Origin of the sequence: Massilia sp. CMS3.1, from assembly GCF_051262535.1 — a bacterium.
In the GTDB taxonomy this organism is placed as follows: Bacteria; Pseudomonadota; Gammaproteobacteria; order Burkholderiales; family Burkholderiaceae_D; genus Telluria.
Genome location: NZ_JBIMES010000008.1, coordinates 198824 through 222654 on the forward strand (window position 1 = coordinate 198824; position 23831 = coordinate 222654).

Annotated in this window: 16 protein-coding genes; 8 read left to right on the forward strand and 8 right to left on the reverse strand. The window is 63.1% G+C overall.

The window, feature by feature from the left end:
• The first annotated feature begins 158 nt into the window (after positions 1-158).
• Positions 159-3086, forward strand: coding sequence for an EAL domain-containing protein (locus ACHAC9_RS14970; protein WP_435760818.1), 2928 nt, complete (start codon positions 159-161; stop codon positions 3084-3086).
• A 6-nt stretch (positions 3087-3092) separates the two neighbouring features.
• Here ACHAC9_RS14970 and ACHAC9_RS14975 read toward each other — a convergent pair whose 3' ends face one another.
• From ACHAC9_RS14975 to ACHAC9_RS14985, 3 genes are all read right to left on the reverse strand, one after another.
• Positions 3093-5393: a putative bifunctional diguanylate cyclase/phosphodiesterase gene (locus tag ACHAC9_RS14975; protein WP_435760819.1), complete on the reverse strand. Its 2301-nt coding sequence runs from the start codon at positions 5391-5393 to the stop codon at positions 3093-3095.
• A gap of 176 nt (positions 5394-5569) precedes the next feature.
• Positions 5570-6523: a CapA family protein gene (locus tag ACHAC9_RS14980; RefSeq protein WP_435760892.1), complete on the reverse strand. Its 954-nt coding sequence runs from the start codon at positions 6521-6523 to the stop codon at positions 5570-5572.
• A gap of 35 nt (positions 6524-6558) precedes the next feature.
• Complete coding sequence (locus ACHAC9_RS14985; protein WP_435760821.1) at positions 6559-7020, reverse strand: hypothetical protein; 462 nt, start codon at positions 7018-7020, stop codon at positions 6559-6561.
• A 196-nt stretch (positions 7021-7216) separates the two neighbouring features.
• On the opposite strand from ACHAC9_RS14985, the gene ACHAC9_RS14990 reads away from it, so the two are divergent.
• The 4 genes from ACHAC9_RS14990 to ACHAC9_RS15005 are packed head-to-tail and all read left to right on the forward strand — an operon-like array spanning position 7217 to position 10966.
• Positions 7217-8758, forward strand: a complete 1542-nt coding sequence (locus ACHAC9_RS14990) for a hypothetical protein (protein ID WP_435760822.1) — start codon at positions 7217-7219, stop codon at positions 8756-8758.
• An 8-nt stretch (positions 8759-8766) separates the two neighbouring features.
• Positions 8767-9525, forward strand: coding sequence for a class I SAM-dependent methyltransferase (locus ACHAC9_RS14995; RefSeq protein WP_435760823.1), 759 nt, complete (start codon positions 8767-8769; stop codon positions 9523-9525).
• Between the two features lie 2 nt (positions 9526-9527).
• Positions 9528-9929: a GtrA family protein gene (locus tag ACHAC9_RS15000; protein WP_435760825.1), complete on the forward strand. Its 402-nt coding sequence runs from the start codon at positions 9528-9530 to the stop codon at positions 9927-9929.
• The gene (locus ACHAC9_RS15005) at positions 9926-10966 is read left to right on the forward strand and encodes a glycosyltransferase family 2 protein (protein ID WP_435760826.1); all 1041 of its coding nucleotides are present in this window, start codon (positions 9926-9928) and stop codon (positions 10964-10966) included. Before ACHAC9_RS15000 ends, ACHAC9_RS15005 begins: the two co-directional genes overlap by 4 nt.
• Positions 10967-11065: 99 nt before the next feature.
• Here ACHAC9_RS15005 and ACHAC9_RS15010 read toward each other — a convergent pair whose 3' ends face one another.
• Positions 11066-12646 (reverse strand): isocitrate lyase, encoded by a 1581-nt coding sequence (locus ACHAC9_RS15010; RefSeq protein WP_435760827.1) that lies wholly within the window; start codon positions 12644-12646, stop codon positions 11066-11068.
• Positions 12647-13069: 423 nt separating this feature from the next.
• Here ACHAC9_RS15010 and ACHAC9_RS15015 point away from each other — a divergent pair, with 423 nt between their 5' ends.
• The 3 genes from ACHAC9_RS15015 (at position 13070) to katG (ending at position 17700) form a co-directional block, all read left to right on the forward strand.
• Positions 13070-14302, forward strand: a complete 1233-nt coding sequence (locus ACHAC9_RS15015; RefSeq protein WP_435760893.1) for a glutamate carboxypeptidase — start codon at positions 13070-13072, stop codon at positions 14300-14302.
• A gap of 7 nt (positions 14303-14309) precedes the next feature.
• Positions 14310-15236: an ornithine cyclodeaminase family protein gene (locus ACHAC9_RS15020; protein WP_435760828.1), complete on the forward strand. Its 927-nt coding sequence runs from the start codon at positions 14310-14312 to the stop codon at positions 15234-15236.
• A 214-nt stretch (positions 15237-15450) separates the two neighbouring features.
• Entirely contained in the window at positions 15451-17700 is a 2250-nt protein-coding gene (katG, locus tag ACHAC9_RS15025; protein ID WP_435760830.1) for a catalase/peroxidase HPI, read from the forward strand.
• A 95-nt stretch (positions 17701-17795) separates the two neighbouring features.
• Here the strand turns inward: katG and ACHAC9_RS15030 are convergent, their stop codons facing one another.
• The 4 genes from ACHAC9_RS15030 to ACHAC9_RS15045 form a co-directional block, all read right to left on the reverse strand.
• On the reverse strand, positions 17796-18680 hold the full coding sequence (locus ACHAC9_RS15030; protein WP_435760831.1) for an alpha/beta fold hydrolase: 885 nt from the start codon (positions 18678-18680) through the stop codon (positions 17796-17798).
• A gap of 122 nt (positions 18681-18802) precedes the next feature.
• Positions 18803-20626, reverse strand: a complete 1824-nt coding sequence (locus ACHAC9_RS15035) for a hypothetical protein (RefSeq protein ID WP_435760832.1) — start codon at positions 20624-20626, stop codon at positions 18803-18805.
• Positions 20627-20731: 105 nt separating this feature from the next.
• Positions 20732-21169 carry a Cu(I)-responsive transcriptional regulator gene (gene cueR, locus ACHAC9_RS15040; protein WP_435760833.1) on the reverse strand — a complete coding sequence of 146 codons (438 nt, stop codon included), beginning with the start codon at positions 21167-21169 and terminating at the stop codon, positions 20732-20734.
• Positions 21166-23643: a heavy metal translocating P-type ATPase gene (locus ACHAC9_RS15045; protein ID WP_435760894.1), complete on the reverse strand. Its 2478-nt coding sequence runs from the start codon at positions 23641-23643 to the stop codon at positions 21166-21168. The genes cueR and ACHAC9_RS15045 overlap by 4 nt, the downstream gene beginning before the upstream one ends.
• Positions 23644-23831: the final 188 nt, after the last annotated feature.

Consider the following 23831-nt stretch of genomic DNA (forward strand, 5'->3'; position numbering starts at 1 on the left):
CAAGGTTCAAGGCCCGGGCGGCACCCGTCAACGCAGCCCTGGAACCAACTTCCATTGCGCAGGTCTCAACCCTGTTGGCTTCGATACGGGCTCGGTGCGTTTCGGCATGTTGGAATGGTCGGGTTGGCAGGCGGGCGCTGGATACGAGGAGTTCGAGCATGAGCCCGGGTGTGCGTGACGATACCATTCCGGTAGAACTGGAGAAGTCCTGTGCAGAGGAACCCATCCATCTGCTGGGCACGGTGCAGGGCTATGGTTTCGTGATGGTCGTCGACATCGCGCGGCGGTGCATTGTGCAAGTCTCTGCCGGCATCGTGACGCATTGGTCCGGATTGCCCGATCCTGCCGCGCTTCTCTCCAGGCCGCTGTCCGACTGGGTTGCTGCCGTGGAGGGGCCCGCTACCCTCGATATCGCGTCCTTGCCCGCATCGCATCGCGTGGTCCTGCCCTGGCGCCCCCGCTTCGAGCAGACCTGCGCCCTGCCGCCACCCCCTGCGGCCTTGCAGTGGGAATGCCTCGGCCACCGCAGCGCTGACGTGGTGGTGCTCGAATGGCTGCCCGTCAACGCCAGCGCGGACGAGTTGCAGCGGCAAAACCAGATTTTTGCCGATTTCGCGGAAGTGATTGCCCGCTTGCGCCGCGCAGAAGGGCTCGACGCATTCTTCGGCGAGTGCGTGAAGGTCATCCAGGAAGTGAGCGCTTACGACCGTGTCATGATCTACCGTTTCATGGCCGATGGATGCGGCGAGGTCGTCGCCGAACACACCGCCCAGGATGTCGAGCAAAAATACCTGGGACTGCGTTTCCCCGCCTCCGACATTCCGGCCCAGGCGCGCACGCTCTACCTGACCAACAGGCTGCGCGTGCTGGCCGATGTCGAGGCGGCGATGGATGCGCTGGTTCCCCCTCGGCTTCCAAATGGGGAAGCGCTCGACCAAAGCCACTGCATGCTGCGTGGCCTGTCCGATGTACACCTGTCGTATATGCGGAACATGGGCGTGCGCGCCACGATGAGCTTGTCGATCGTGTGCGACGGCAAGCTGTGGGGGCTGATCGCCTGTCATCACCACCACCCCAGGACGCCGCCGCACCAGATCAGGGACGGCATGCGCCAGATCGCTGAACTGCTGGCGGAAATCGCCAACATGCGCATCGATGCCTTGAGCCATCTGGAAGCGGTAGGCCAGCGCCTGACACTCGACCGTTTGCTGAACCAGTTTCATCAAGCCTTGATCCTGGATGGCGACATTCCCGCGGTACTCGAATTATGGCTGCCCCAGCTGTTGTCGGCATTCGGCGCGAGCGCGCTGGGCGTGCAGATCGGTACGCTCTCCTGTGTCGCGGGACCCGGAAAACGCCAGGGCTCGACCCACCAGATACTCGACGAGGTCGGGTCGCGGCTGAACATCCAGGACCCCGTCCCGCATGTCCACATGTGGGACGATCTGCTGACGTCCAAAAAACATTCGCTCCTGTTTCTGCCGGAAGCAGCAGGCCTGTTGCTGGCGCAACGCCATGACGAAGACATCATTTTTTGCTTCATGACGCGCCAGGAAGTGGTGCAGCAAGTGCGCTGGGGCGGTGAACCGGTCAAGGACCTGGTCGCCCTTCCCAACGGCCGGATTCGGCTCGAGCCGCGCCGCTCCTTCGCCGTCTGGCAGCAGTCGGTGCAGGGCCATTCGACTCCCTGGCAGCCGACGGATGCCGAAGCCTTGCAGAACCTGCTGCGGATTTTGAGCGAGGTGAACAAGCTGCAAGTGAACCGCAAGATGCAGGAGACCCTGCACTGGCGTGCCCACCACGATCATCTGACCGGCCTGTATAACCGCCGGGCCATGGAGGATGAGGTAGCACGGCGCCTGGACGATGGCCAGTACAACACCGCGCTCATGCTGCTCGACCTGGACCATTTCAAGAAGATCAACGACACCTACGGCCATGAAACGGGCGACCTGGTGCTGCAACAGTTGAGCCTGAGACTGAAGGCGGTGATGCGGGAATTCGACCTGCTGGCGCGCCTGGGTGGGGACGAATTCATGCTGCTGTTGCAGATCCCGCATCCGAATGCCGCCACGGCCCTGACCTTTGCCGAGCGTCTGCACCAGTCGGTCGCCGCGCCGTTCGACATCAAGGGACAACAGTTTCGCCTGGGGGTTTCCGTGGGCATCGCGATCCCACCCGGACACGGCCGGACAGTGAGCGAATTGCTGCGCCACGCCGACCTGGCGCTCTACCAGGCCAAGTCGCAGGGGCGCGGGCGCAGCGTGATGTTCGAGCTGGACATGGCGGCGAACCAGCGCGACATTTACCTGATCGAGCGCGACCTGGACGAGGCAGTCGAGCGCAATCAGTTGTCGCTGGTGTTTCAACCCAAGGTCGATCTCACCAGCCGTAAAGTGGTCGGCCTCGAGGCGCTGGTCCGATGGAATCACCCGACCCGCGGGCAAAGCAGCCCCGGCACGTTCATTCCGATCGCCGAGAACAGCGACCAGATCATCCGCATCGACCGCTGGGTGATGCGCAGTGCGATCGCGGAGCAGGCCAGGTGGCGCACTCACGGATTGACGGAGCTGCCGATCGCGATCAACCTGTCGATCGCCGATATCCTGTCGCCCAACCTGGTCACCTACCTGAGCGATTTATTGGCGGAATACCAGGTGCCGGCGGCCGCCCTGGAAATCGAGGTGACCGAGTCCTGCTTCATGCGCGAACTCGGCGAGACCCAGAGCGTCTTGCGGGCCCTGAACGAGAGCGGCATTTCCACCGCGCTGGACGATTTCGGCACGGGCTTCTCCTCGCTGAGTTACCTGCGCCAGTTGCCCCTGCAGTGTCTCAAGATCGATCAGTCCTTCACCCGCACCATGCTGCAGGATCCGAATGCGGAGAAGCTGACCCAGGCGATCGTCGCGATGGGGATCGCGTTGAAAATGACCATCGTGGCCGAAGGGGTGGAAACCAGGGAGCAGATGAATTGGCTGCTCGCCCATGGCTGCCACATCGGCCAGGGATATTACTTCAGTCCACCCGTACCGCCGGAAGACGTGCAGCAAGTGATCGAACGCCTGGAAATACGCTTGAGCGCCTGAGTTCGTTCAGGCCGCCAGCACCGGGGCCACGCCCAGCCTGGTGAGCACCTGGTCCAGTGGCTGCGGGCGCGCGAACAGGTAGCCCTGCATGGACGGGCAGCCGTTGGCAGCCAGGAAATCGGCCTGCGCGCGCGTCTCGACGCCTTCGGCCACGACGCGCAGGCGCAGGTGCGCGGCCATCGCCAGGATCGAGCAGACGATGGCGTCGCCATCGGCGCCGTCCGGCGTATCGCGAATAAAACTTTTGTCGATCTTCAGTTCGTACAGCGGCATGCGTTTCAGGTAACCCAGGTTCGAATAGCCGGTGCCGAAATCGTCGATCGAAAAGCGGATCCCGGTCGCGGCCAGCGCATGCATGCGGGCGATCGTCGCATCGCGGTCCTTGATCAGGAGGCCCTCGGTCAGTTCCAGGATCAGCCCATTGGCGGGCACCCCGGTCTGCGCCAGCACGGTGCCGACTTGCTCCACGAAATCGGCCTGGCCGAATTGCAATGGGCTGACGTTCACCGACAGCGGCATCGGGTGGCCTGCCGCGTCCAGGCGCAGCCAGGCCAGGCAGGTCTGGTGCAGGGCCCATTGTCCCAGCCGCACGATGAGGCCGCTCGCTTCGGCGATCGGGATGAACACGTCCGGCGGCACGAAGCGGCCATCGGCGCGTTGCCAGCGCATCAGCGTTTCCGCCCCAATCGGCGTGCCGGCGGCATCGCATTGCAGTTGCAGGTGCATCGCCAGTTCGCCGCGTTCGATGGCGCCGGCCAGCTCGCGTTCCAGGGTCAGGCGCTGCTCGACCTCGGCGCGCATGGTCGCTTCGAACAGGACGACGCCGTTGCGGCCGCGCGCCTTGGCGTGGTACATCGCGGTGTCCGCCTCGCGCAGCAGGTCGTGCGCGCTTTGTCCGGAAGGGGGCAGCAGCGTCACGCCCAGGCTGGCCGACGCGTTGTAACGGTTGCCATCCACCTCGACCGCGTCAAGCAGCGCATGGCGCAAGCCCTCGGCGCGCGCGAGTGCGGCCGTCATGGCGCTCCCGATGTCATGGCCGATGCGCGGCAGCAGCACGACAAACTCGTCGCCGCCGATGCGCGCCACCGTGTCGTCGCCCTGCATCAGGTTCGACAGGCGCCCGGCCACACTGCGCAGCAGGGCGTCGCCGGTCGCGTGGCCTCTGGCGTCGTTCACGTATTTGAAATGGTCGAGGTCGATGAAGACGACGGCGCCCCAGTCCTGCCCGGCCTGTGCCTCGGCCAGCAGCACGTCGAGCCGCTCGGTCAGGAAGCGCCGGTTCGGCAGGTCGGTCAGCACGTCGTAATACGCAAGCCGGTGAATCGCTGTGGCCGCTTTCTTGCGTTCGCCGATGTCGCGCGCGACGATGACCCAGTGAGTATGGGCGCCGCTTTCGTCGAGAAAGGGCACGATCTCGATGTCGATCCAGCAACGCGTGCCGGCGCTGGTATAGGCCACGATCTCGGCGCTGGCCGCTTCGCCGCGGCGCATGGCGTCGACCAGCCGCGCCACCACGGCCGGGTCGGTCTCGGCGCCGCTGAACATCATCATGCCGCGTCCGAGCACCGCTTCGCGGGCATAGCCGGTGCCTCGCACAAAGGCGTCGTTGGCGAAGATGATCGGCCAGCGCACGTCAGGCGTACCGGTCGTCGCCGCGATCAGGACCATGTCGTTGAGCTGGGCAACGGCGGCGGCGCTCAGGCGCAAGGTGGTGTTCAGGCTGTGCAAGGCGTCCTTGCCTTCCTCGAGCGACTGCGCGACACCGTGCAGGTCGCCCAGCGAGGTTGCCAGCTTCTGCAGCAGGGTGCTGCAGGAGACCGTGATCAGGGCGCCGATGAACATGAAATTGAGCGCAATGATCAGCGAGGGCACGAAGGAGTGATCGGCCGGGACACCGACCGCCGATTTGACATGGCCGCCGACGGAGAGGCCGAGGATCAGCAAGCCGCTGATGGCGAGCGCGCCGAGCGCCGGACGCGGTCCCAGCAGCACTGCCGCGAACACGGGCGGCGCGATCAGGTAGATCTGAGCGACCTGGCCGACGTTCACCAGCATGCCCGCCGAGACCAGAAACATGATCGTGATGAAATTGAATACGCGGACCCGGTAAGACCAGCCGCGCAGGCGCCAGACCGCGCACAGCCAGCCGATGGCGATGATGTCGACAACGATCAGCGACCACAGCCCTTGCTTGGCAGCGAGGGCAATGCTGGGAATGGCCGTGCCGACGCCGAGCACGAGCACGATCGTCAGCAGACGGGAAAAAATATGAGCGCGCCAATGCGCAATGTCGGTGAGAGGTGCCACGCAATACCTTGGGTAGCAGCAGCGGCGCCTTGCAACTTGGCACCATTAATTGCTGCAACGCACGACTATAGCGGAATGAAACACGGCTGTCCCGCCGTTACCGCGCTGGTGTTGCATAACGGCATCGTGAAAAAAACATTACACCCGGCAGGTGGACCCGGCGCGTACTTGGGCGCTTAGTCGCCCTTGCAGATCGCCGCTTCGCTCTGTCCCCGGGTCCAGCATGCCGCCCCGAGTGTTGGCGCCGGACGCGGCGTTCCCTCTTGATCGATGCTCACAGGAAAAGTGCGCCACGCGCGAGCGCCCCGGCGATCCAGCTCGAGGCGCAGAATCCACCCGGTATTGTTGTCCGCATCGCTGAAACCATCGAACAGAAAATTACCCAGGCTGTAGATGATGGGCTTGCCACGATATTGCTCGACATCCTGGGTGACGTGCGGATGCCCGCCCACCACGGCATCGGCGCCGGCATCGATCATCACCCGCGCCAGCTGGCGCTGGCGTTCGCTTGCCAGGGGTTCGTGCTCCCAGCCCCAGTGCATGACCGGAATGACCAGGTCGGCACGGTGAGTACTGCGTGCAGTGACGATATCGAGGCGCACCTGCTCGTCCTCGCTCCAGGCGATGCCGGGCTTGTCGGCATCGGCTTCGAAACTGCGCGGAAAAAATTCGTTATAACTGAGCAGCGCTACGCGCAGGCCCTTGCGCTCGATGATCAGGGGGCGGTGGGCCGCAGCGAGCGTGCGTCCACCGCCGAAATAGGCAATTCCCTGCTTATCAAGGCGATCGAGCATTTCGCGGAAGGCACCCGGGCCAAAGTCGCCCGAGTGGTTGTTGGCCAGCGCGAGCGCGTCGAAATGACGCTTCAGTACCGGCAAGGTGCGCGGGTGCGCGCGAAAGGTAAAGGGCTTGTCCGGTACCGCCGTGCCCCCGGTGGCCACCACGCACTCGAGGTTGCCGACACGAATGTCGGCGGCATCGAGAATGGACGCCGTCGGCGCGAATGGATCGCGCCCGCTCCTGATGACTTTGCCCGGCGTGTCGTCCAGCAGGATGTCGCCGACAAAGGCGATCGAGACAACCGGTTCCTCCTGTCGCGCCTGCGCCGCTGCGCCGCCTGCCAGGAGCATCACCAGTCCGGCCAATGTGCAAGCAAAACGGCTGGTCATGACCTCGCCTCCAGCAGGGCGCAGCCATACTGGAGTTCGCGCTCCAGCCGGGGCGCGTACACATGGTTGATTCCGGTGAGCGCGGCGGGCCGCGTGTCGTGGCTGACTTCAGGGGCCAGGTAGTTCGTTGCGTGAATCAGCATCGGCTCGCGTTTGGTGGTGACGTAGACATACAGCTTGATGTACTCGACACGCGTGGCCGTGCCCACGACAACAGCCTTGAAGCGGAAGTGGTCGTTGATATCGATCGGGGCGACGCTGTAGGGATCGGTGACCGGACTGAACTCCAGGGTCCGGGTGGTGCCGCTTCCTTCGACCTGGCAGCGCAATAGCGGCGCGGCGCGCAGGTCGGTCGATAGCAGGCCGCCAGCGAAGAGGCCGATGGCGCAGGCTGCGCGCAGGGCGCTGCTGGAGCGGCGCGGTGATGCATTGCTGGCGCGGGGAGGGTGGAGGTTCATTCCTGCTGTATGGGTAGGCGTGTGTGGGTGGCCGGATAGTACTTGATCTGCATGAGCAAAAACCATCTATCAAGCGCGTTTTTTTCTCTACTTCCCGCCCCCGACGGCAGGAGTCCTGAAGTGTTGCGTAACTTCAACTATTTAATACCTCACCCCACGTACATTGCTCTTTGTTACTTTCCTCCCGGAACTTCCAATGTTAATCAACGCTGCCGCACTGCTCACGAAGACCAGGCTGGTGTTCGCGGCGCTGTTCGTGGTGCTGAGCCTGGTCCTGCCGCTGACTGATCCAGACTACTTCTGGCACTTGAAAGCGGGCGAATACATCGTCACCCATCGCGCGCTGCCCGCAGGCGACATCTTTTCCTTTACGCACGCCGGCCAGCCCTGGGTACTGCACGAGTGGCTGTTCGAGGTGGTGTTGTTCGCAGCGTTTGCAAGCTGGGGGGCGTTCGGCGTCAAACTGCTGGCGGCGCTGTTCATCGTGGCCACGCTCGGCGTGACGTTTGCCCTGACGCGGCGGATGGGACAATCGCCATTCGTCGCATTCGTCCTCGTCATGTGCGGCGGCTTCGTGTTTGCCAGCGGCTGGGCGCCGCGCCCGCAACTGGTGACGTATCTGTTGTTTGCCCTGTTCCTGTCGATCCTTCTGCACTACAAATATGACAACGCCCGGCGCCCCCTGTTCGTGCTCCCGCTGCTGATGGTGGTGTGGGTGAACGCCCACGGCGGCTACGTGATCGGAATCGCGCTCACTTTCCTGTTCACCGGCGCCGAATGGCTCAATGACTGGTCCGGCACAGGGCGCCTGCCCGCGCAGAAGAAACGCCTGGTTGAACTGACCCTGATTGCCGTCGCCACCCTGCTTGCCAGCCTGGTGAATCCCGAATTCGTCGGGCACTGGTTGTATCCGTTCCAGGTCCTCGGGATGGAGGCGAACGGGGCGATCCAGGAATGGCAGAGTCCGAATTTTCACGACATCAGTCCCAGGATCTATTTGCTGCTGTGCGGCTTGTTCTTTCTTTCGTACATCTACGCAAGGCCCCGGGCCGATATCACCGAACTCTTGATTCCGGGATTTTTCCTGTTCAACGGGTTCGTCTCGGTCCGGCACATTCCGCTTGCGGTACTGACTGTCCTGCCTTTCATCGCACTCGCGCTCGCGCGCGGCAGTACGGCAGCCTGCGCCGCCAGGTGGCACGGCTCCAGGCTCGGGCGCAGGCACGCCAGCGCGGCCGGGAGCGGCAAGCAACTGGGCCAGGCGGCGGAAGGAATACTCAATTGGATCATGCTGCTTGCCATCGTCATTGGGCTGTCGCTCTACGAGCCGCTGCTGCGTGCCAAGGCGGCAAAGCAGGCTGAACGGCTGCCGGCCGCGGCGGCGGACTATGTGATCGCCAATGCGATTCAGGGAAATATGTTCAACGTCTACGGCGACGGAGGCTATCTGATCTATCGGCTCGGGCCGGAGCGCAAGATTTTCATTGACGGCCGTGTCGATGTATATGGCGACAAATTCTTCAAGGATTACAACGATATGTACTTCGGCACGGCCGACTGGAAAGAAAAATTCGACCGGCTCGCGATCGACTTCGCCATCCTCGACAAGGACGCGCCGATCCGGCAGTTGCTGCTGGCCGGCGGCAGTTTCAAGGAAGCCTTCCGCGACAAGCGGTATTCCGTGCTGTTGCGTACCGTCCCGCGCCAGCCGGCCCTGCTGAGCAGGTCGGGTCACTAGGAGAAGCCATGGCTTCCGACACTGAACTGGTCGCGCTGCAGGAAACGCTGTACCGATCGAGCAATCCGACCCGTCGCTGGCTGCACTGCACCAGGCGCGACTGGATCGTCGACGCCTTGCGCCGTCATGCGCCGGCCAAGCCTGCGCGTGCCCTGGAGGTCGGCCCCGGGTCCTGCATCTACCTGCCGGTGCTGGCGCGCCTGTTCGACGAAGTGGTGGCTACCGACATCGAAACTGCCTTCCTGAAGCACGCTGCGCCTTTGCGGCACAGCCTGCCCAACTTGCAACTGGCACGCGATAACATCTGCGACTCGGCGCTGCCGCCGGCGAGCTTCGACCTCATCCTCTGCACCGAGGTGGTCGAACACATCGCCGATTCGGCCGCGGCGCTGCGCGGCATGCGCCGCCTGCTGCGGCCGGATGGCGTGCTGGTGCTGTCGACCCCACAGCGCTACAGTCCGCTTGAACAGACCGCCAGGATCGCGTTTCTTCCCGGCGTCATCGAGCTGGTGCGGCGCATCTACAAGGAGCCGGTGCTTGAAACCGGCCATATCAATCTGATGACGGCGCGCAGGGTGCAGCGTCAGCTGCGGGGCGCCGGATTCGCGCTGCGCGAGCAGCATCAGTCGGGCATGTACCTGCCGCTGCTTGCCGAGTTTGGCGGCGCGACCGCTTTGCGGCTGGAGCAATGGCTGGAGCGCCAGCTGCGCGGAACGGTCGGTGCCGGCCTGTTATGGACGCAGTACTACATTGCCAGCGCGGCATAGCGATGAACGCCGCGCTGGCCAGGTTCGCGCTGGTGGGCCTGGCCGGTAGCCTGGTCTATTTCACACTGCTCTGGAGCATGGTGGACTTGCTGCACTGGCCAGTCATTCCGGCAAGCTGCTCTGCATTCCTGCTGGTGGTCGCCGAAAATTACCTGTTGCACCGCGCCTGGACTTTTCACAGCACGGCCCCGCATAGCCAGGCGCTGCCGGGATTCGTTCTGGTCAGCGTAGCCGGTTGCTGCGTCAACGGAGTCGTCATGGCGCTTGGCGTGGAGTGGCTCGGACTGAACTACCTGGCGGTTCAGCTGGTGGCGATCGGCACGGTGGTAGCGTGCAATTTCGTCGGCGCACAGCGGATTTTCAGGGCGCGGCGGACGTTTTCTCACGGAAAGGACACGGCATGATTCGGGATGCGATTCGGGAAACACTGAGGAGCCATGACACCAGGCGATCGCTGTCGGTCGTTGTGCCGGTCTATAACGAACAGGAAGTCCTGCCCGAATTCCACCGGCGCGTGTGCGCGGTACTCGCCACGCTCGACATGAACAGCGAGATCATCTACGTCAACGACGGCAGTAGCGATGGAACGATCGATGTCATCCACGCGCTCGATGCGCAGGGAGCGCGCGTGCAACTGGTCGATCTGAGCCGCAATTTCGGCAAGGAGATCGCTCTCACCGCTGGCCTCGACCATGCCGACAGCGACGCCGTCATCGTCATCGACGCCGACCTGCAGGACCCGCCGGAACTGATCCCCGAACTGGTCAGCCACTGGCTGGACGGCTACGATGTGGTGTATGCCAAGCGCACGCAGCGCGATGGCGAAGGTGTGGTCAAGCGGGCGACGGCATTCCTGTTTTACCGCCTGATACAGAAGATGAGCCGGGTCGCGATCCCGGAAGACACCGGTGATTTTCGTCTGCTGAGCAGGCGTGCGGTCGACGCGATCAAACAGCTGCGCGAGCAGCACCGCTTCATGAAGGGCCTGTTTGCCTGGATCGGCTATCCGCAAAAGGCCGTGCCGTACCGGCGCGCGGGGCGCTTCGCCGGCACCACCAAATGGAATTACTGGAAGCTGTGGAATTTCGCGCTCGAAGGCATCACCTCGTTTACCGGCGGCCCGCTGAAGGTGGCCACCTACGTCGGCCTGGCAAGCGCCCTGGGCGCCTTCACCTACGGTGCCTATTTCGCCGTGCGCACCCTCTTGTATGGCAATCCCGTCCCCGGCTATCCATCCCTCATCGTGATCGTCCTGTTCCTCGGCGGCATACAACTGCTCAGCATTGGCATCATCGGCGAATACCTGGCGCGTATGTTCGACGAAAGCAAGAAGCGGCCGCTGTATTTTCTCAAGACGGGCCGTAGCGCGCCGCGCTTCGGGCTTGCCGCGCCCGTGGCGGTGTCAGCGCTCGAGCAACAGGGCGAATGCGCGGAGGGGTGAAAGCGGTCAGGGAGTAAATCCCGCCTGCCGGTTGCAGCGGAAACAACAACGCCACCCGAAGGTGGCGTTGTTGTTTCCAATGACGGCCGATTCCAGGTCTTAGAACTGGTTCATCGTGTTGTGCTTGCCGGATGCTTTCAGGGCGGCGTCGCCACTGAAGTATTCCTTGTGATCGTCGCCGATGTCCGAACCCGACATGTTCTGGTGCTTGACGCAAGCGATACCCTGACGGATTTCCTTGCGTTGAACGCCCGCGACATAGCCCAGCATGCCCTGGTCGCCGAAGTATTCCTTGGCCAGGTTATCCGTCGACAGTGCCGCCGTATGGTAAGTCGGCAGCGTGATGAGATGATGGAAAATACCGGCTTCGCGCGCCGCGTCGGCCTGGAAGGTGCGGATTTTTTCATCTGCGGCGATCGCAAGTTCGGTGGCGTCGTAGTCGATGCTCATCAGTTGCGTGCGATCGTAGGCCGACACATCTTTGCCTTCGCTCTTCATCTGGTCGAAGATCTGCTGGCGGAAGTTCAGGGTCCAGTTGAACGATGGACTGTTGTTGTACACCAATTTTGCATTCGGAATGACCTTGCGGATCTCGCGCACCATGCCGCCGATTTGGGCAATATGCGGCTTTTCGGTTTCGATCCACAGCAGGTCGGCGCCGTTTTGCAGCGACGTGATGGAATCCAACACGCAACGCGCTTCGCCCGTGTCTGGGCGGAACTGGAACAAGTTGCTCGCCAAACGCTTTGGACGCAGCAGCTTGCCGTCGCGCTTGAGGACGACATCGCCATTGCCCATCGCGTCCAGCGACACTTCTTCCACGTCCAGGAAGGAGTTGTACTGATCGCCCAGGTCGCCTGGCTCGCGGGTGACGGCGATCTGTTTGGTCAGGCCGGCGCCCAGCGAGTCGGTACGTGCAACGATCAGGCCGTCATCCACGCCGAGCTCGAGGAACGCGTAACGGATAGCACGAATTTTGGCGAGGAAGTCTTCATGCGGAACCGTGACTTTGCCGTCCTGGTGGCCGCACTGCTTTTCATCGGACACCTGGTTCTCGATCTGGATGCAGCAAGCGCCCGCCTCGATCATCTGCTTGGCCATCAGGTAGGTGGCTTCAGCATTGCCGAAACCTGCATCGATGTCCGCGATGATAGGCACGACGTGGGTAATGTGATTGTCGATCTTTTCCTGGATCGCTGCCTTGGCGGCGCCGTCGGCCGCGTCCAGCTGGCGGAACAAACCGCCCAGTTCGCGCGCATCGGCTTGACGCAGGAAGGTGTACAGCTCGCGGATCAGGTCGGCAACGGCTGTCTTCTCGTGCATGGACTGGTCAGGCAGGGGGCCGAACTCCGAACGCAGGGCGGCGATCATCCAGCCGGACAGGTAGAGGTAGCGGCGATCGGTGCTGTTGAAATGCTTCTTGATCGAAATCATCTTCTGCTGACCGATGAATCCATGCCAGCAACCGAGCGACTGGGTGTATTTCGACGAATCGGCGTCGTAGTTCGCCATGTCGTCACGCATGATCTTCGCCGTATATTTGGCGATATCGAGACCCGTTTTGAAGCGGTTCTGAGCACGCATGCGTGCAGCGGACTCAGGGTTGATGGCGTTCCAGGCACTGCCTTCCTTGTCCTTGAGTGCAGCGATGGCTTGGATATCGTCTTGATACTGTGACATGTAAATCTCCCGGGAATAAGCAAATAAAAAATCATACCGTTTCAAAGCTGGGGCCGCCTTGGCCCGAACGGCGAGGCGGCCACACAAAGCGCAACGACCTGTACAAATCATACGCGATCTATCTGGCTTCGTCATGTCTTATATAAGACATATGACTTAGATAATTGTAAGAATAAACAAAGGCTTGCAAATAGTTTTTCATGATGTGGAATCAATTTTCGGAAAATGGAACGGCCTTCCCTTTGTTGTTCACGGTCTGATCCACATTGTGAAATGCTGTTCCAGCAGTGGGAATGGTGTGCCAGTCCGCAGCAGCCCTAACTTTTCGGTTTTGCCGGGTAAAGATCGTGCTAACCTCAGCGCAGGCGATATTATTCTGATAATTCTTAAAGGATCGACATGGCTATTTCCGCTCTCTACACGATGAAGAAATGCAGCCTGGCGATTGCCGCCGCGCTGATGTTGAACGGTCCGGCGCTGGCTGCAGGGCCACTCAACAAGGACCTGCTCGACCGGGCGACGCAGGCCAAGCCCGAGGTGCTCAAGCTGTTGGAAAACCTGGTCAACATCGATTCCGGAACCGGCAGCGAAAAAGGCCTGGACCTGGTCGGCGCCATGGTCGCTGACGAAGCGAAAAAACTGGGCATGCGTGTGGAGTTTTCGTCGGCCGCGCCTGCCGCCGGGAAAAACCTGGTAGCCACCCTGCAGGGGAAGGGTAAAGCAAACATCCTGCTGATGGCCCACATGGATACGGTCTTCGCCGACGGTACGGCTGCGGCGCGGCCGTTTCGCATCCAGGGCGAGCGTGCCTACGGCCCGGGCGTGGTCGACGACAAGGGCGGCATTGTCACGGCGCTGTTCGCCATCAAACTGCTGCAGCAGATGAAATTCACCGATTTCAAACAGATTACCTTGCTCGTCAACACGAATGAGGAGACGTTCTCAAAAGGGACCTTTCCCCTGATCGAGTCGCTGGCAAAACAGCACGACGTCACGCTGAGCATGGAGTCGGGGCGTGCCGCCGATGGCCTGGTGGTCTGGCGTAAAGGAACGGCTGACCTGCTCATTGACGTCAAAGGCAAGTCCTCGCACGCCGGCGTGGCGCCCGAGGCCGGCCGCAACGCGGCGATGGAAGCGGCGCACCAAATGCTGCAGATGGCCAAATTGGGCGACAGCGCCAAGCTCACCACCGTCAATTTCACCGTCATCAAGTCGGGCGAGCGTGCGAACGTGATTCCCAACGTGGCCACCGTGCGCGGAGATATGCGCGCCACTGACCTGAGCGAGTTTGATCGGGTGGAGAAGGAAATGGCGCGCATGGCGGGCACGACATCGATTCCCGGTACCGAGGTCAAGAGCAGCCTGGTGCGCGGCATGGCGCCGATGCCGGTCACGCCGCGCACCGAGGCGCTGGCCGCGCGTGCGCAAGCCATCTATGGCGAACTCGGTCTCAAGCTCACGATGGAAGGATCGGGCGGCGCCGCCGACGCCAATTTCGCCAGCGGTGTCGGCGCGGCTGCGCTCGATGGGTTCGGCATCGTCGGCGGCGCGATTCATTCCGAGGAAGAGTACGCGGAACTGAACAGCATCGCCCCGCGCCTGTATTTGTTGACGCGCATGATCATGGATGTCAGCACCAAACCGCTGGGGCGATAAGACAGCCATGAAGATGTTCGATCGCGCCAGCACCCGGCAGGCGCTGCCGTTTGACGCCTTGATCGACGCGATCGCACGCATGTTCGTCAGTGGCTGCCAGGTGCCGCCGCGTCATGTCCACACGGTCGGCGACGCCAAGGGCGCAGAAGGCACCGTGCTCATCATGCCGGCGTGGCATGGCAATTACATGGGTATCAAGACCGTCAACATCTTTCCCGGCAACGCCGCAGTTGGTCTGCCGGGCTTGTTTTCCACCTATATCCTGTACAGCGCCGCGACCGGAGAGCCCCTGGCCCAGATGGATGGCAACGAGATCACATCGCGCCGCACCGCTGCCTCGTCTGCGCTGGCGGCGCGCTATCTGGCGCGGGGCGACGCACGGCGCCTTGTCGTCGCCGGTTCCGGGCGCGTTGCCAGCCTGATTCCAGAGGCGTACCGGGCAGTGCTGCCGATCGAGGACATCACGGTATGGAGCCGCAACCATGAGGCAGCGCGCCGCCTGGCTGGTCAGCTCAGCCTGACAGGATGCAGCGTGGTGGCCAGCGCCGACCTCGCGCACGCTGTCGGCCTGGCCGACGTGGTGTCCTGCGCGACGCTGGCGACAGAACCAATCATTTACGGGCAGTGGCTTGCGGCGGGGAGCCATCTCGACCTGATCGGTGGATTTACGCCAACCATGCGCGAAGCGGACGATGCCTGTTTTGCCGGCAGCCGCTTGTATGTCGACACCCTGGAGGCCTTGCAAAAATCGGGCGACCTGCTGGGCCCGATGTCGCGCGGGGTATTTGCCCCGCAGGATGTCGCCGGCACACTGGAATCGTTATGCCGCACGCAGGCCGGCAGGCGGGAAGGGGAGCAGGTACGCAGCGTCTTCAAGTCGGTCGGTACCGCGCTGGAAGACCTGGCCGCCGCGATCCTGGTGTACGAACAATAGAACGCCGAAATAAATTGAATTATTTTCTTGGCTGGCGAAATGCATGCAGCGCGCATTTTAATTGGTGGCAATTGATATTCATTATCGACGTCATTGCATATATCCCTGCACGGTAACGCTATTGCAGCGATAAGGATTGTCAATCGCACACTGAAGCTAAAGTTTTATAATCTGCCGAGCAATCCGCTAATTTTTACTATAACAGGAGCTCGCTATGGATACAGTACAAAACGAAGGGAAGTGCCCGTTTAGTGCGGCTGCAGGCGTCGGAACAACGAACCGTGACTGGTGGCCGCAGCAATTACGCCTGGATCTGCTCCATCAGCATTCGTCCAAATCGAATCCAATGGGACCAGATTTCGATTACGCTGAGGCATTCAAAAGCCTCGATCTGGCAGCCGTAAAACAGGATCTCACTGCCTTGATGACCGATTCGCAGGAGTGGTGGCCTGCGGACTTCGGGCACTATGGAGGCCTGTTCGTGCGCATGGCGTGGCACAGTGCCGGTACCTACCGCATCGGCGATGGGCGCGGTGGCGCCGGTCGCGGCCAGCAGCGTTTCGCGCCGCTCAACAGCTGGCCCGATAATGTGAGCCTGGACAAGGCCCGCCGTCTTCTGTGGCCGATCAAGCAAAAATATGGTGAGAAGATTTCGTGGGCCGATTTACTTATCTTGACGGGTAATGTTGCTCTGGAAAGCATGGGGTTCAAGACCCTGGGCTTCGGGGGTGGCCGTCCGGATGTGTGGGAGCCGGACCATGATGTGTATTGGGGCCGCGAGACCAAGTGGCTCGGCGGCGACATCCGCTATTCGCAAGGTTCGCCCGGCGTCGAAGGGCACGGCGTGATCTCGAAGGACGATGACAGCGAAGTGCCTCACTCGCGTGACCTCGAGAATCCATTGGCTGCCGTCCAAATGGGCTTGATCTACGTCAATCCTGAAGGCCCGGACGGCAAGCCCGATCCCCTTGCCGCCGCGATCGACATTCGCGAAACATTCTCACGCATGGCGATGAACGATGAGGAGACGGTGGCGCTGATTGCCGGCGGGCACAGTTTTGGTAAAACCCACGGCGCGGGCCCAACCGAGCACGTTGCCGAAGAGCCGGAGGCAGCGGGTATCGAGGCCCAGGGTTTTGGCTGGCACAACAGCTTCGGTACCGGCAAGGGCCGCGACACCATCACCAGCGGCCTGGAAGTGACCTGGACGACCACGCCTACGCAGTGGAGCAATAATTACCTCGAGAATCTGTTCGGATTTGAATGGGAACTCACGAAAAGTCCCGCCGGTGCGCAACAATGGGTGGCCAAAGGTGGCGATGGACTGATCCCGGATGCACACGATCCGTCCCGGCGGCATCGTCCGACGATGCTGACGACGGATATTGCGCTTCGCGTCGACCCTGAATACGAAAAAATTTCGCGGCGCTTCCTGGAAAACCCCGAGCAGCTGGCCGATGCCTTCGCGCGGGCCTGGTTCAAGCTGACCCATCGTGACATGGGGCCGCGTGCGCGCTATCTCGGGCCCGAGGTGCCGGCCGAGGTATTTATTTGGCAAGACCCGGTTCCCGCAGTCGACCATGCGCTCGTCGATGCGCAGGATATCGCCGCTCTGAAGAGCAAGGTGCTGGCCTCGGGCTTGACGGTGCCCGAGCTGGTGTCGACGGCGTGGGCGTCGGCATCCACCTTCCGCGGCTCCGACAAGCGCGGCGGTGCCAACGGCGCGCGCATTCGCCTGGCGCCGCAAAAGGATTGGGCCGTCAATCAGCCGGCCCAGTTGGCCAGGGTGCTCGAGGTGCTGGAACGGATTTCTCACGAATTCAATGCGGCTCAGTCCGGTGGCAAGAAAGTGTCGATCGCCGACTTGATCGTGCTGGCCGGTAACGCCGGTGTCGAGCAAGCGGCCAGGAATGCCGGGCACGAACTCGAGCTCCCTTTCGCTCCCGGGCGCATGGATGCCTCGCAGGAGCAGACCGACGAGCTGGCGTTTATCCCGCTCGAACCGATCGCGGACGGCTTCCGGAATTACCAGAAGACGCGCTACAGTGTGCCGGCAGAGGCACTGCTGATCGACAGGGCCCAACTGCTGACCTTGACGGCCCCGGAGATGACGGTACTGATCGGCGGCCTGCGGATGCTGGGCGTACATGCCGGCCAGACGCCAGAGGACGTCCTGACCGACCGGCCTGGCACCTTGAGCAACGACTATTTCGTCAATCTGCTCGACATGGGCACACAGTGGCAGAGCGCATCGAACGCTCGGGATCAGTTCACAGGGCGTGACCGCAAGACGGGCGAAGAAAAGTGGACGGCTTCGCGTGTCGACCTGATCTTTGGCTCGAACGCCCAGTTGCGCGCCGTATCCGAGGTGTATGCTGCCGCCGACGCGGGGAACAAGTTTGTCGAGGATTTCGGCGCCGCCTGGACGAAGGTGATGAACCTCGACCGTTTCGACCTCGCGTAACGGAGCGCTGCTCCCGACAACCGTGTCCTTCAACGCAAAAAACGCCAACCTGCATGGGTTGGCGTTTTTGTTTAAACCACGGCGCTATGAACAGGCTACCAGGCCGGGTCCGTGGAGTGCGGCAAGTGCAGGCCTGGAGAAAATGCGCGATCGGGCCTGTCGTCCGCGTGCGAGAGAGCGTCGGCAACCTTGCCGCGCTCACCGCCAAGGGCGCTCAGAATCAATTGCACGGTCTGTGCAGGGGCATCCCAGTGCGGAAAATGGCCGCAACGATCGAACCAGTGCAGCTGCGCATCCGGGAACAAGGCTAGCGCGCGCGCGGCCTGACGTGGGAAGCAGACCCGGTCACGTTTTCCCCAGCCAATGACGAGCGGATGCGCGATGGTGTTGCGCGCTGCCCCTTGCTGTTCTTCTCCGTAGGCGAGCTGGGCCAGAAGTTCGTCGAAAGCGTGTGACGCGACATAGCTGCACAATTCATCGCTCACGACCTCCGGTGCCAGCTTGGTCGGCCGGGCGGAAAATTGTGCAAGCAACAAGGCGCGACCAAGCGGGCTGGCGCAGACAGCCGGCAATACCGGGCGCAGCAGCCGCAGCAGCCGGATCGACAGGTAGATCGAGCTGAAAAACGCATGACGCTCCCACCCCCGCCAGAAACCGCCTGGATTGAGCGATACCACACCGCCCACGATCCCACCGCGGCGCGCCAGCTCCAGCACCAGCCGCGCGCCCATCGAACTGCCGACTGCATCGATGCCGGTCACTCCATGAACATGGAGGAAGTTGGCGACCTCGTTCGCAAGCGTGCGGATTGAGGTCTCGCCAGCCAGCCTGGGCGTCTGGCCAAAGCCGGGCAGGTCTACGGCGATGACTTCGCGGCTCGCCGCGAGACTGTCCAGAATGGGATTCCAGCTCTGCCAATGGCCGCCGAGGCCGTGAATCAGGAGCAAAGGCCTGCCGGCGCCGCGACGGATGTGGTGCATGATCGATCCTCCCAGCACACAGTGTGCTTAAGCTTGCAGCCTACCGCAGCCGGCGCAATGGCTGCGTCCGTTAGGAAGCCACAACCGGTACGAAAAAACAGCAAGCCAGCTTGCATCGCGGGCTAGAGCGACGACAAGGCCGGTCCATCCGGCTTGCCCAGCCAGGTTTTCGCAAAGCGCTGCCGGGCGGCCGCCAGCGCGGCGGTATCGCCACGGACGCGGTACACCTCCATCAGCCCGCGTAGCGCCCAGCCGTTGCTCGGGGTGCGCGCCAGCGAGGTGCGGAAGACCTGCTCGGCCTTGTCGAGCTGGCCGGCGCGCAGCAGCGCCACGCCGAGAGACTGGCGTACCGGGTAATACCAGTAGGGCGGTTCCATGTAGGGGAGGGCATCCTGGATCGCCACGGCTTCGCGGTAGGCGGCAATCGCCTCCGGCAGCTTGCCCTGCAGGTCGGCGACGCGGCCGCGCGCCACCGCTTCTGCGGTCTGGACGATCTCGCGCCCCGGTATGGCCCAGTCGGTGAGCGGCTTGAAGTCGGCGCTGCGCTCGATGCGGTCGATGGCGGCCACCTCGCGGTTCGCGCTATCAAGGGCGCCCTTGCGGACGTAGCCGATGGCGCGCGCGTAGTGCCACATCGCCTTGACCAGCACGAAGTCGGAGCCGGGGTCGGGCAGTGACACGAGCACGTCCGGACTGCTGAACTGGACGTGGGCGAAGTAGGGCGCCGACTTGACCGGTTGCAGCGCGCCGATGGCCTTGACGACATCGGCGCCGACCGCCTTGTCGAGCTTGCCTGCGGCATCCAGGGTCGTCTTGCCATCCCCGCCCATCAGCGCGGACACCATCACGAAGTGGATGTTGTGCGGGTAGTAGGCGCCGCGGTAGACGGGATCGCTGGGAGACGCGGAGAAATACTTTTCGTCGATGGCGACTGCTTCCACATTCGACTGCAGCGCTTCCCGGTACATGCCGAGCCGGTAATAAATGTGGGAAGGCATGTGCACGATATGCCCGGCCCCGGGGATCTGGCGCGCCAGCACGCGCGCGGCGGGCAGGGCCTTGTCGGGCTGGGCCGAGGCTTCCATCGTGTGGATGTAATAGTGCGCGGCGCCGGGATGACTGGGGTTGCGCTCGAGGACGCGCTCGAGTGCGTCGACCGCTTCAAGCGTTCGGTTCTTCGGCTGGGTGCCGGCGGCGGCCCAGTAATCCCAGGGCGCCAGGTCCATCAGCGCTTCGGCGAACAGCACCTGGATGGTGTCGTTGTTGGGGTGGGCATGCGCCGCCTCGGTCATGGCGTCGGCATAGGCCTTGTCCAGCGCGGCCCGCTCGGCGCCCGGGGCGGCGCTGTAGCGGCGGGAGACGGCCCGGATCAGGGCCTGCTCGGCCGGCGTGGCGCCCTTCGCAAGGCGCATTGCGCTGGCAGCGGCCTGGACGGCCGGCGCGACCGCCTCGGGGAACATCGGCGCATTGATGTTGGGGCCCAACACCAGGGCTTCGCCCCAGTAGCACATGGCGCAGCTCGCATCGAGTGCCTGCGCGGCGCGGAACGCGCGCGCCGCTTCGGCATGGTTGAACGCAAAGGTCAGCCGCATACCCTGGTCGAAGAAGGTCTGCGCCTTGGGATTCCTGGTCGTGATCGGCACGTGCAGGGTGCCAAGGTCGTCATACAGTGGAGGTGGCCCGGCCTTGGCCGGCGGCGCCGTGCCGGACACTTGCTGGCCCGGCTGGAATGGCCGGGTTTCCGCCTGCGCCAGCACCAGGTTGTCGAGCAGGGATGGGCGTCCCGTCCGCGCCGGTGAGCACGTGCTGCCTGCGGCAAACAGCGGGTCGAATGCGGTGGGCCTGGGTTCGGCCTTGGCCTCGCGCTGGGCCTGCGTGGACTGCACGGCAAGGAGGACGGACGCTGCGCCAGTGGCAGCGCAAAGCAATACGAATCGCGGTCTCATGACGCTTCCCCCGGCATCGCTGCCATGGTGGCTAATGCGGATATCGTCATTGGAGTGTAGGTCAGGATTCCCAGTTTCGTAGGCGAGCTTTTGGATTGCGCGAGATCAAGCTTTCTTCGCGAATTCTCTGTCCTCGCGATGGCGTGGGTCTTCCGCAGGATCTCCCAGCGTTGCCAGGATGGGACAGTCCGGCCGTTCGTCGCCGGCGCAACAACCGATCAGCTCCTGCAGGGTGTCCGCCATCTCGCGAAGATGCCGGATTCTGTCCTGCAGTTCCACGATATGGGCCTGGGCCAGGCGTTTCACGTCGGCGCTCTGGCGCGACCGGTCGTTCCACAAGCCGAGCAGTTCACCGATTTCCGCCACTGAGAAGCCAAGGTCGCGCGCGCGCCGGATGAAGCGCAAGCGATGCACGTCGTTGCTGGCATAGGTCCGGTAGCCTGATGTGTTGCGCGCCGCGGGCGGAATGAGTGCGATCTCCTCGTAGTAGCGAATCATCTTCGCCGAGACGCCCGACGCTTTCGATGCTTCACCAATGTTCATGTCCGGCCTCCTGCTTCATGCGTGACGCAAGGGGGGGCAAAGCTGCGCAGGCGCAGTGCGTTACCCAGCACGAATACGCTGGACAATGCCATCGCGCCGGCAGCGAAAACCGGCGACAACAGCAGGCCGTAGGCCGGATAGAGCACGCCCGCGGCGACCGGAATGAGCGCGGCGTTGTAGGCGAAGGCCCAGAACAGGTTTTGCCGGATGTTGCCGATGGTGGCCTTCGATAGCGCGATCGCATTCGGGACGCCCTGCAGGCTGCCCGACATCAGCACGACGTCCGCCGCTTCCATCGCGACATCGGTACCGGTGCCGATCGCCAGGCCAACGTCGGCCTCGGCCAGCGCCGGCGCGTCATTGATGCCGTCGCCAACAAACGCAACGGAACCATATTCGGCCCGGAGCCGCCTGATCGTCTTTACTTTCCCCTCGGGCAGCACCTCGGCGATGACCTCGTCGATACCGAGGCTGGCCGCGATTGCCCTTGCAGTGCGCTCGTTATCGCCGGTAATCATTGCCACCTTCAAGCCAAGCTGGTGGAGGGCAGCGATGGCGGCCGGCGTTGCCGCCTTGATCGGATCGGCCACGGCAACGATGGCGGCCAGGCGCCCATCGATCGCGGCATACAGCGGGGACTTGCCTTCCCGGCCCAGCTTCTCGGCCGTATGCTTGAAACGATCGACATCCAGGCCAAGCGAGCGCATGTACCGGTCAGCCCCCACTTCCACACGTGCGCCGTCCACCATGGCGCGCACACCCATGCCGGTCACGGAGTCGAATCCGGTGATCGCAGGCAGATCGATACCCTCCCGCTGCGCGGCCTCGACGATTGCGCGGGCAATCGGATGCTCGGAGCGCGATTCCGCCGCTGCAATCATTGCCAATACGCGCGTGCGTTCGAATCCGGCAGCCACATCGAGGTCGGTCAGCGCCGGCCGTCCCTCGGTCAGCGTACCGGTCTTGTCCACTGCCACGACCCTGGCGTCCTTCAGGAGCTGCAGGGCTTCGCCCTTGCGAAACAGCACGCCCAGCTCCGCACCGCGTCCGGTCCCGACCATGATGGAAGTGGGCGTCGCCAGTCCCATCGCACAGGGACAGGCGATAATCAGTACCGCCACGGCATTGACCAGGGCAAAGCTCAGCGCCGGCGAGGGCTTGACTGCAAGCCAGACGAGGAAGGTGATGAGCGCGGCAAGCATTACCGCCGGAACGAACCACATGGTGATCTTGTCGACGACCGCCTGGATCGGCAGCTTGGCGCCCTGCGCCTGCTCGACCAGGCGGATGATCTGCGCGAGCACGGTATGTCCGCCGACGGCCGTGGCGCGCAGGGTAAGGGCGCCCTTCTGGTTGACGGTCCCGCCGACCACCGCGCTGCCCTGTGTTTTCCTGACCGGTACAGGTTCTCCGCTGATCATGGATTCATCGACCCAGCTGTCCCCCTCGAGCACCGCGCCGTCGACCGGGATGCGCTCGCCCGGCCGCACCTCGACCAGGTCGCCGGCGGCGACATCGCCGATCGGAATATCGCTTGTGCGTCCGCCCTGCACCACGTGGGCCACCTTTGCCTGCAGGCCCACCAGTCTCCCAATGGCTTGTGAGGTACGGCCTTTTGCCTGGGCTTCCAGGAACCGTCCGAGCAGGATCAGCGCAACGATGACGGCGGCCGCCTCGTAATAGACGTTGACCGTGCCGGACGGCAGCAGGGCAGGGGAGAAGGTGGCGACGACCGAGTACCCGTACGCTGCCAGCGTGCCCACCGCGACGAGCGAATTCATGTCCGGCGCGAGCCGCAGCAGTGCCGGAAAACCCGTGGTGTAGAAGCGACGGCCAGGAACCATCAGCACCAGCGTGGTCAGTACGAACTGGAGCGTCCAGCTCCGTCCTTGTCCGATGTGTTCAATGACCCAGTGGTGCATGGCCGGCACCAGGTGAGCGCCCATTTCAAGGATGAAGACCGGCAGGGCCAGCGCCGTTGCGAGCAACACATCGCGCTTGAGCGCCAGCCGCTCCGCCTCCTTCCTGAGCGCGGCGTCATCGTCGAGGGGACCTGCAACAGCGTCGAGCAGCCGGGCTTCATAGCCGGCCTTGTCGATCGCCGCCAGCAGCGCGTCAAGCGCAGCCACGCCGCGCACGGTCGCGCGTTCGGTTGCCAGGTTGACCGTGGCCTGGACCACGCCGGGTACGCCCTGGAGCGCACGCTCGACCCGTCCGACGCAGGACGCGCAGGTCATGCCCTCGACAGAGAGCTCGACGGTCTGCGCAGGAACATCGTAACCGGCCTTCACGATTGCCTCGACCAGGGCTGCGCGATCGACCGCACCGTCGCCGCTGGCCCGGACGTCGGCCCGTTCTGTAGCGAGGTTGACCGTGACGCTGCCGACGCCCTCTACTTTCCGAAGCGCCGCTTCGACCCGCCCGACGCAGGACGCGCAGCTCATGCCCTCGATCGGCAGGCTCATGACCGGCATGCCGGCACCGGATAGCTGTTTGCTTGAGATATTCACGCTGTGATCCCTGTTCATTGTGCTCGATATGCTCTCACCGTACACCTTGCCATCGTAGGAAGGTCAAGCAGAAGCTGTCGCAGGGTGAACCGGAGATGGCCTCAACCTGTGATGGTTGGCGTCCAGTGAACACTGTTCGTTATTGGCCCAGG

Bases quoted from the DNA above. Each gene is read 5' to 3' on its own strand.
- ACHAC9_RS15015 (WP_435760893.1), top strand. From the start codon at position 13,070: ATGAAGAAATGCAGCCTGGCGATTGCCGCCGCGCTGATGTTGAACGGT.
- ACHAC9_RS15020 (WP_435760828.1), top strand. From the start codon at position 14,310: ATGAAGATGTTCGATCGCGCCAGCACCCGGCAGGCGCTGCCGTTTGAC.
- cueR (WP_435760833.1), bottom strand. From the start codon at position 21,169: ATGAACATTGGTGAAGCATCGAAAGCGTCGGGCGTCTCGGCGAAGATG.
- ACHAC9_RS15010 (WP_435760827.1), bottom strand. From the start codon at position 12,646: ATGTCACAGTATCAAGACGATATCCAAGCCATCGCTGCACTCAAGGAC.
- ACHAC9_RS14985 (WP_435760821.1), bottom strand. From the start codon at position 7,020: ATGAACCTCCACCCTCCCCGCGCCAGCAATGCATCACCGCGCCGCTCC.
- ACHAC9_RS15045 (WP_435760894.1), bottom strand. From the start codon at position 23,643: ATGCCGGTCATGAGCCTGCCGATCGAGGGCATGAGCTGCGCGTCCTGC.
- ACHAC9_RS15005 (WP_435760826.1), top strand. From the start codon at position 9,926: ATGATTCGGGATGCGATTCGGGAAACACTGAGGAGCCATGACACCAGG.
- ACHAC9_RS14980 (WP_435760892.1), bottom strand. From the start codon at position 6,523: ATGCTCCTGGCAGGCGGCGCAGCGGCGCAGGCGCGACAGGAGGAACCG.
- ACHAC9_RS14990 (WP_435760822.1), top strand. From the start codon at position 7,217: ATGTTAATCAACGCTGCCGCACTGCTCACGAAGACCAGGCTGGTGTTC.
- ACHAC9_RS15000 (WP_435760825.1), top strand. From the start codon at position 9,528: ATGAACGCCGCGCTGGCCAGGTTCGCGCTGGTGGGCCTGGCCGGTAGC.
- ACHAC9_RS15030 (WP_435760831.1), bottom strand. From the start codon at position 18,680: ATGCACCACATCCGTCGCGGCGCCGGCAGGCCTTTGCTCCTGATTCAC.
- katG (WP_435760830.1), top strand. From the start codon at position 15,451: ATGGATACAGTACAAAACGAAGGGAAGTGCCCGTTTAGTGCGGCTGCA.
- ACHAC9_RS14995 (WP_435760823.1), top strand. From the start codon at position 8,767: ATGGCTTCCGACACTGAACTGGTCGCGCTGCAGGAAACGCTGTACCGA.
- ACHAC9_RS15035 (WP_435760832.1), bottom strand. From the start codon at position 20,626: ATGAGACCGCGATTCGTATTGCTTTGCGCTGCCACTGGCGCAGCGTCC.
- ACHAC9_RS14970 (WP_435760818.1), top strand. From the start codon at position 159: ATGAGCCCGGGTGTGCGTGACGATACCATTCCGGTAGAACTGGAGAAG.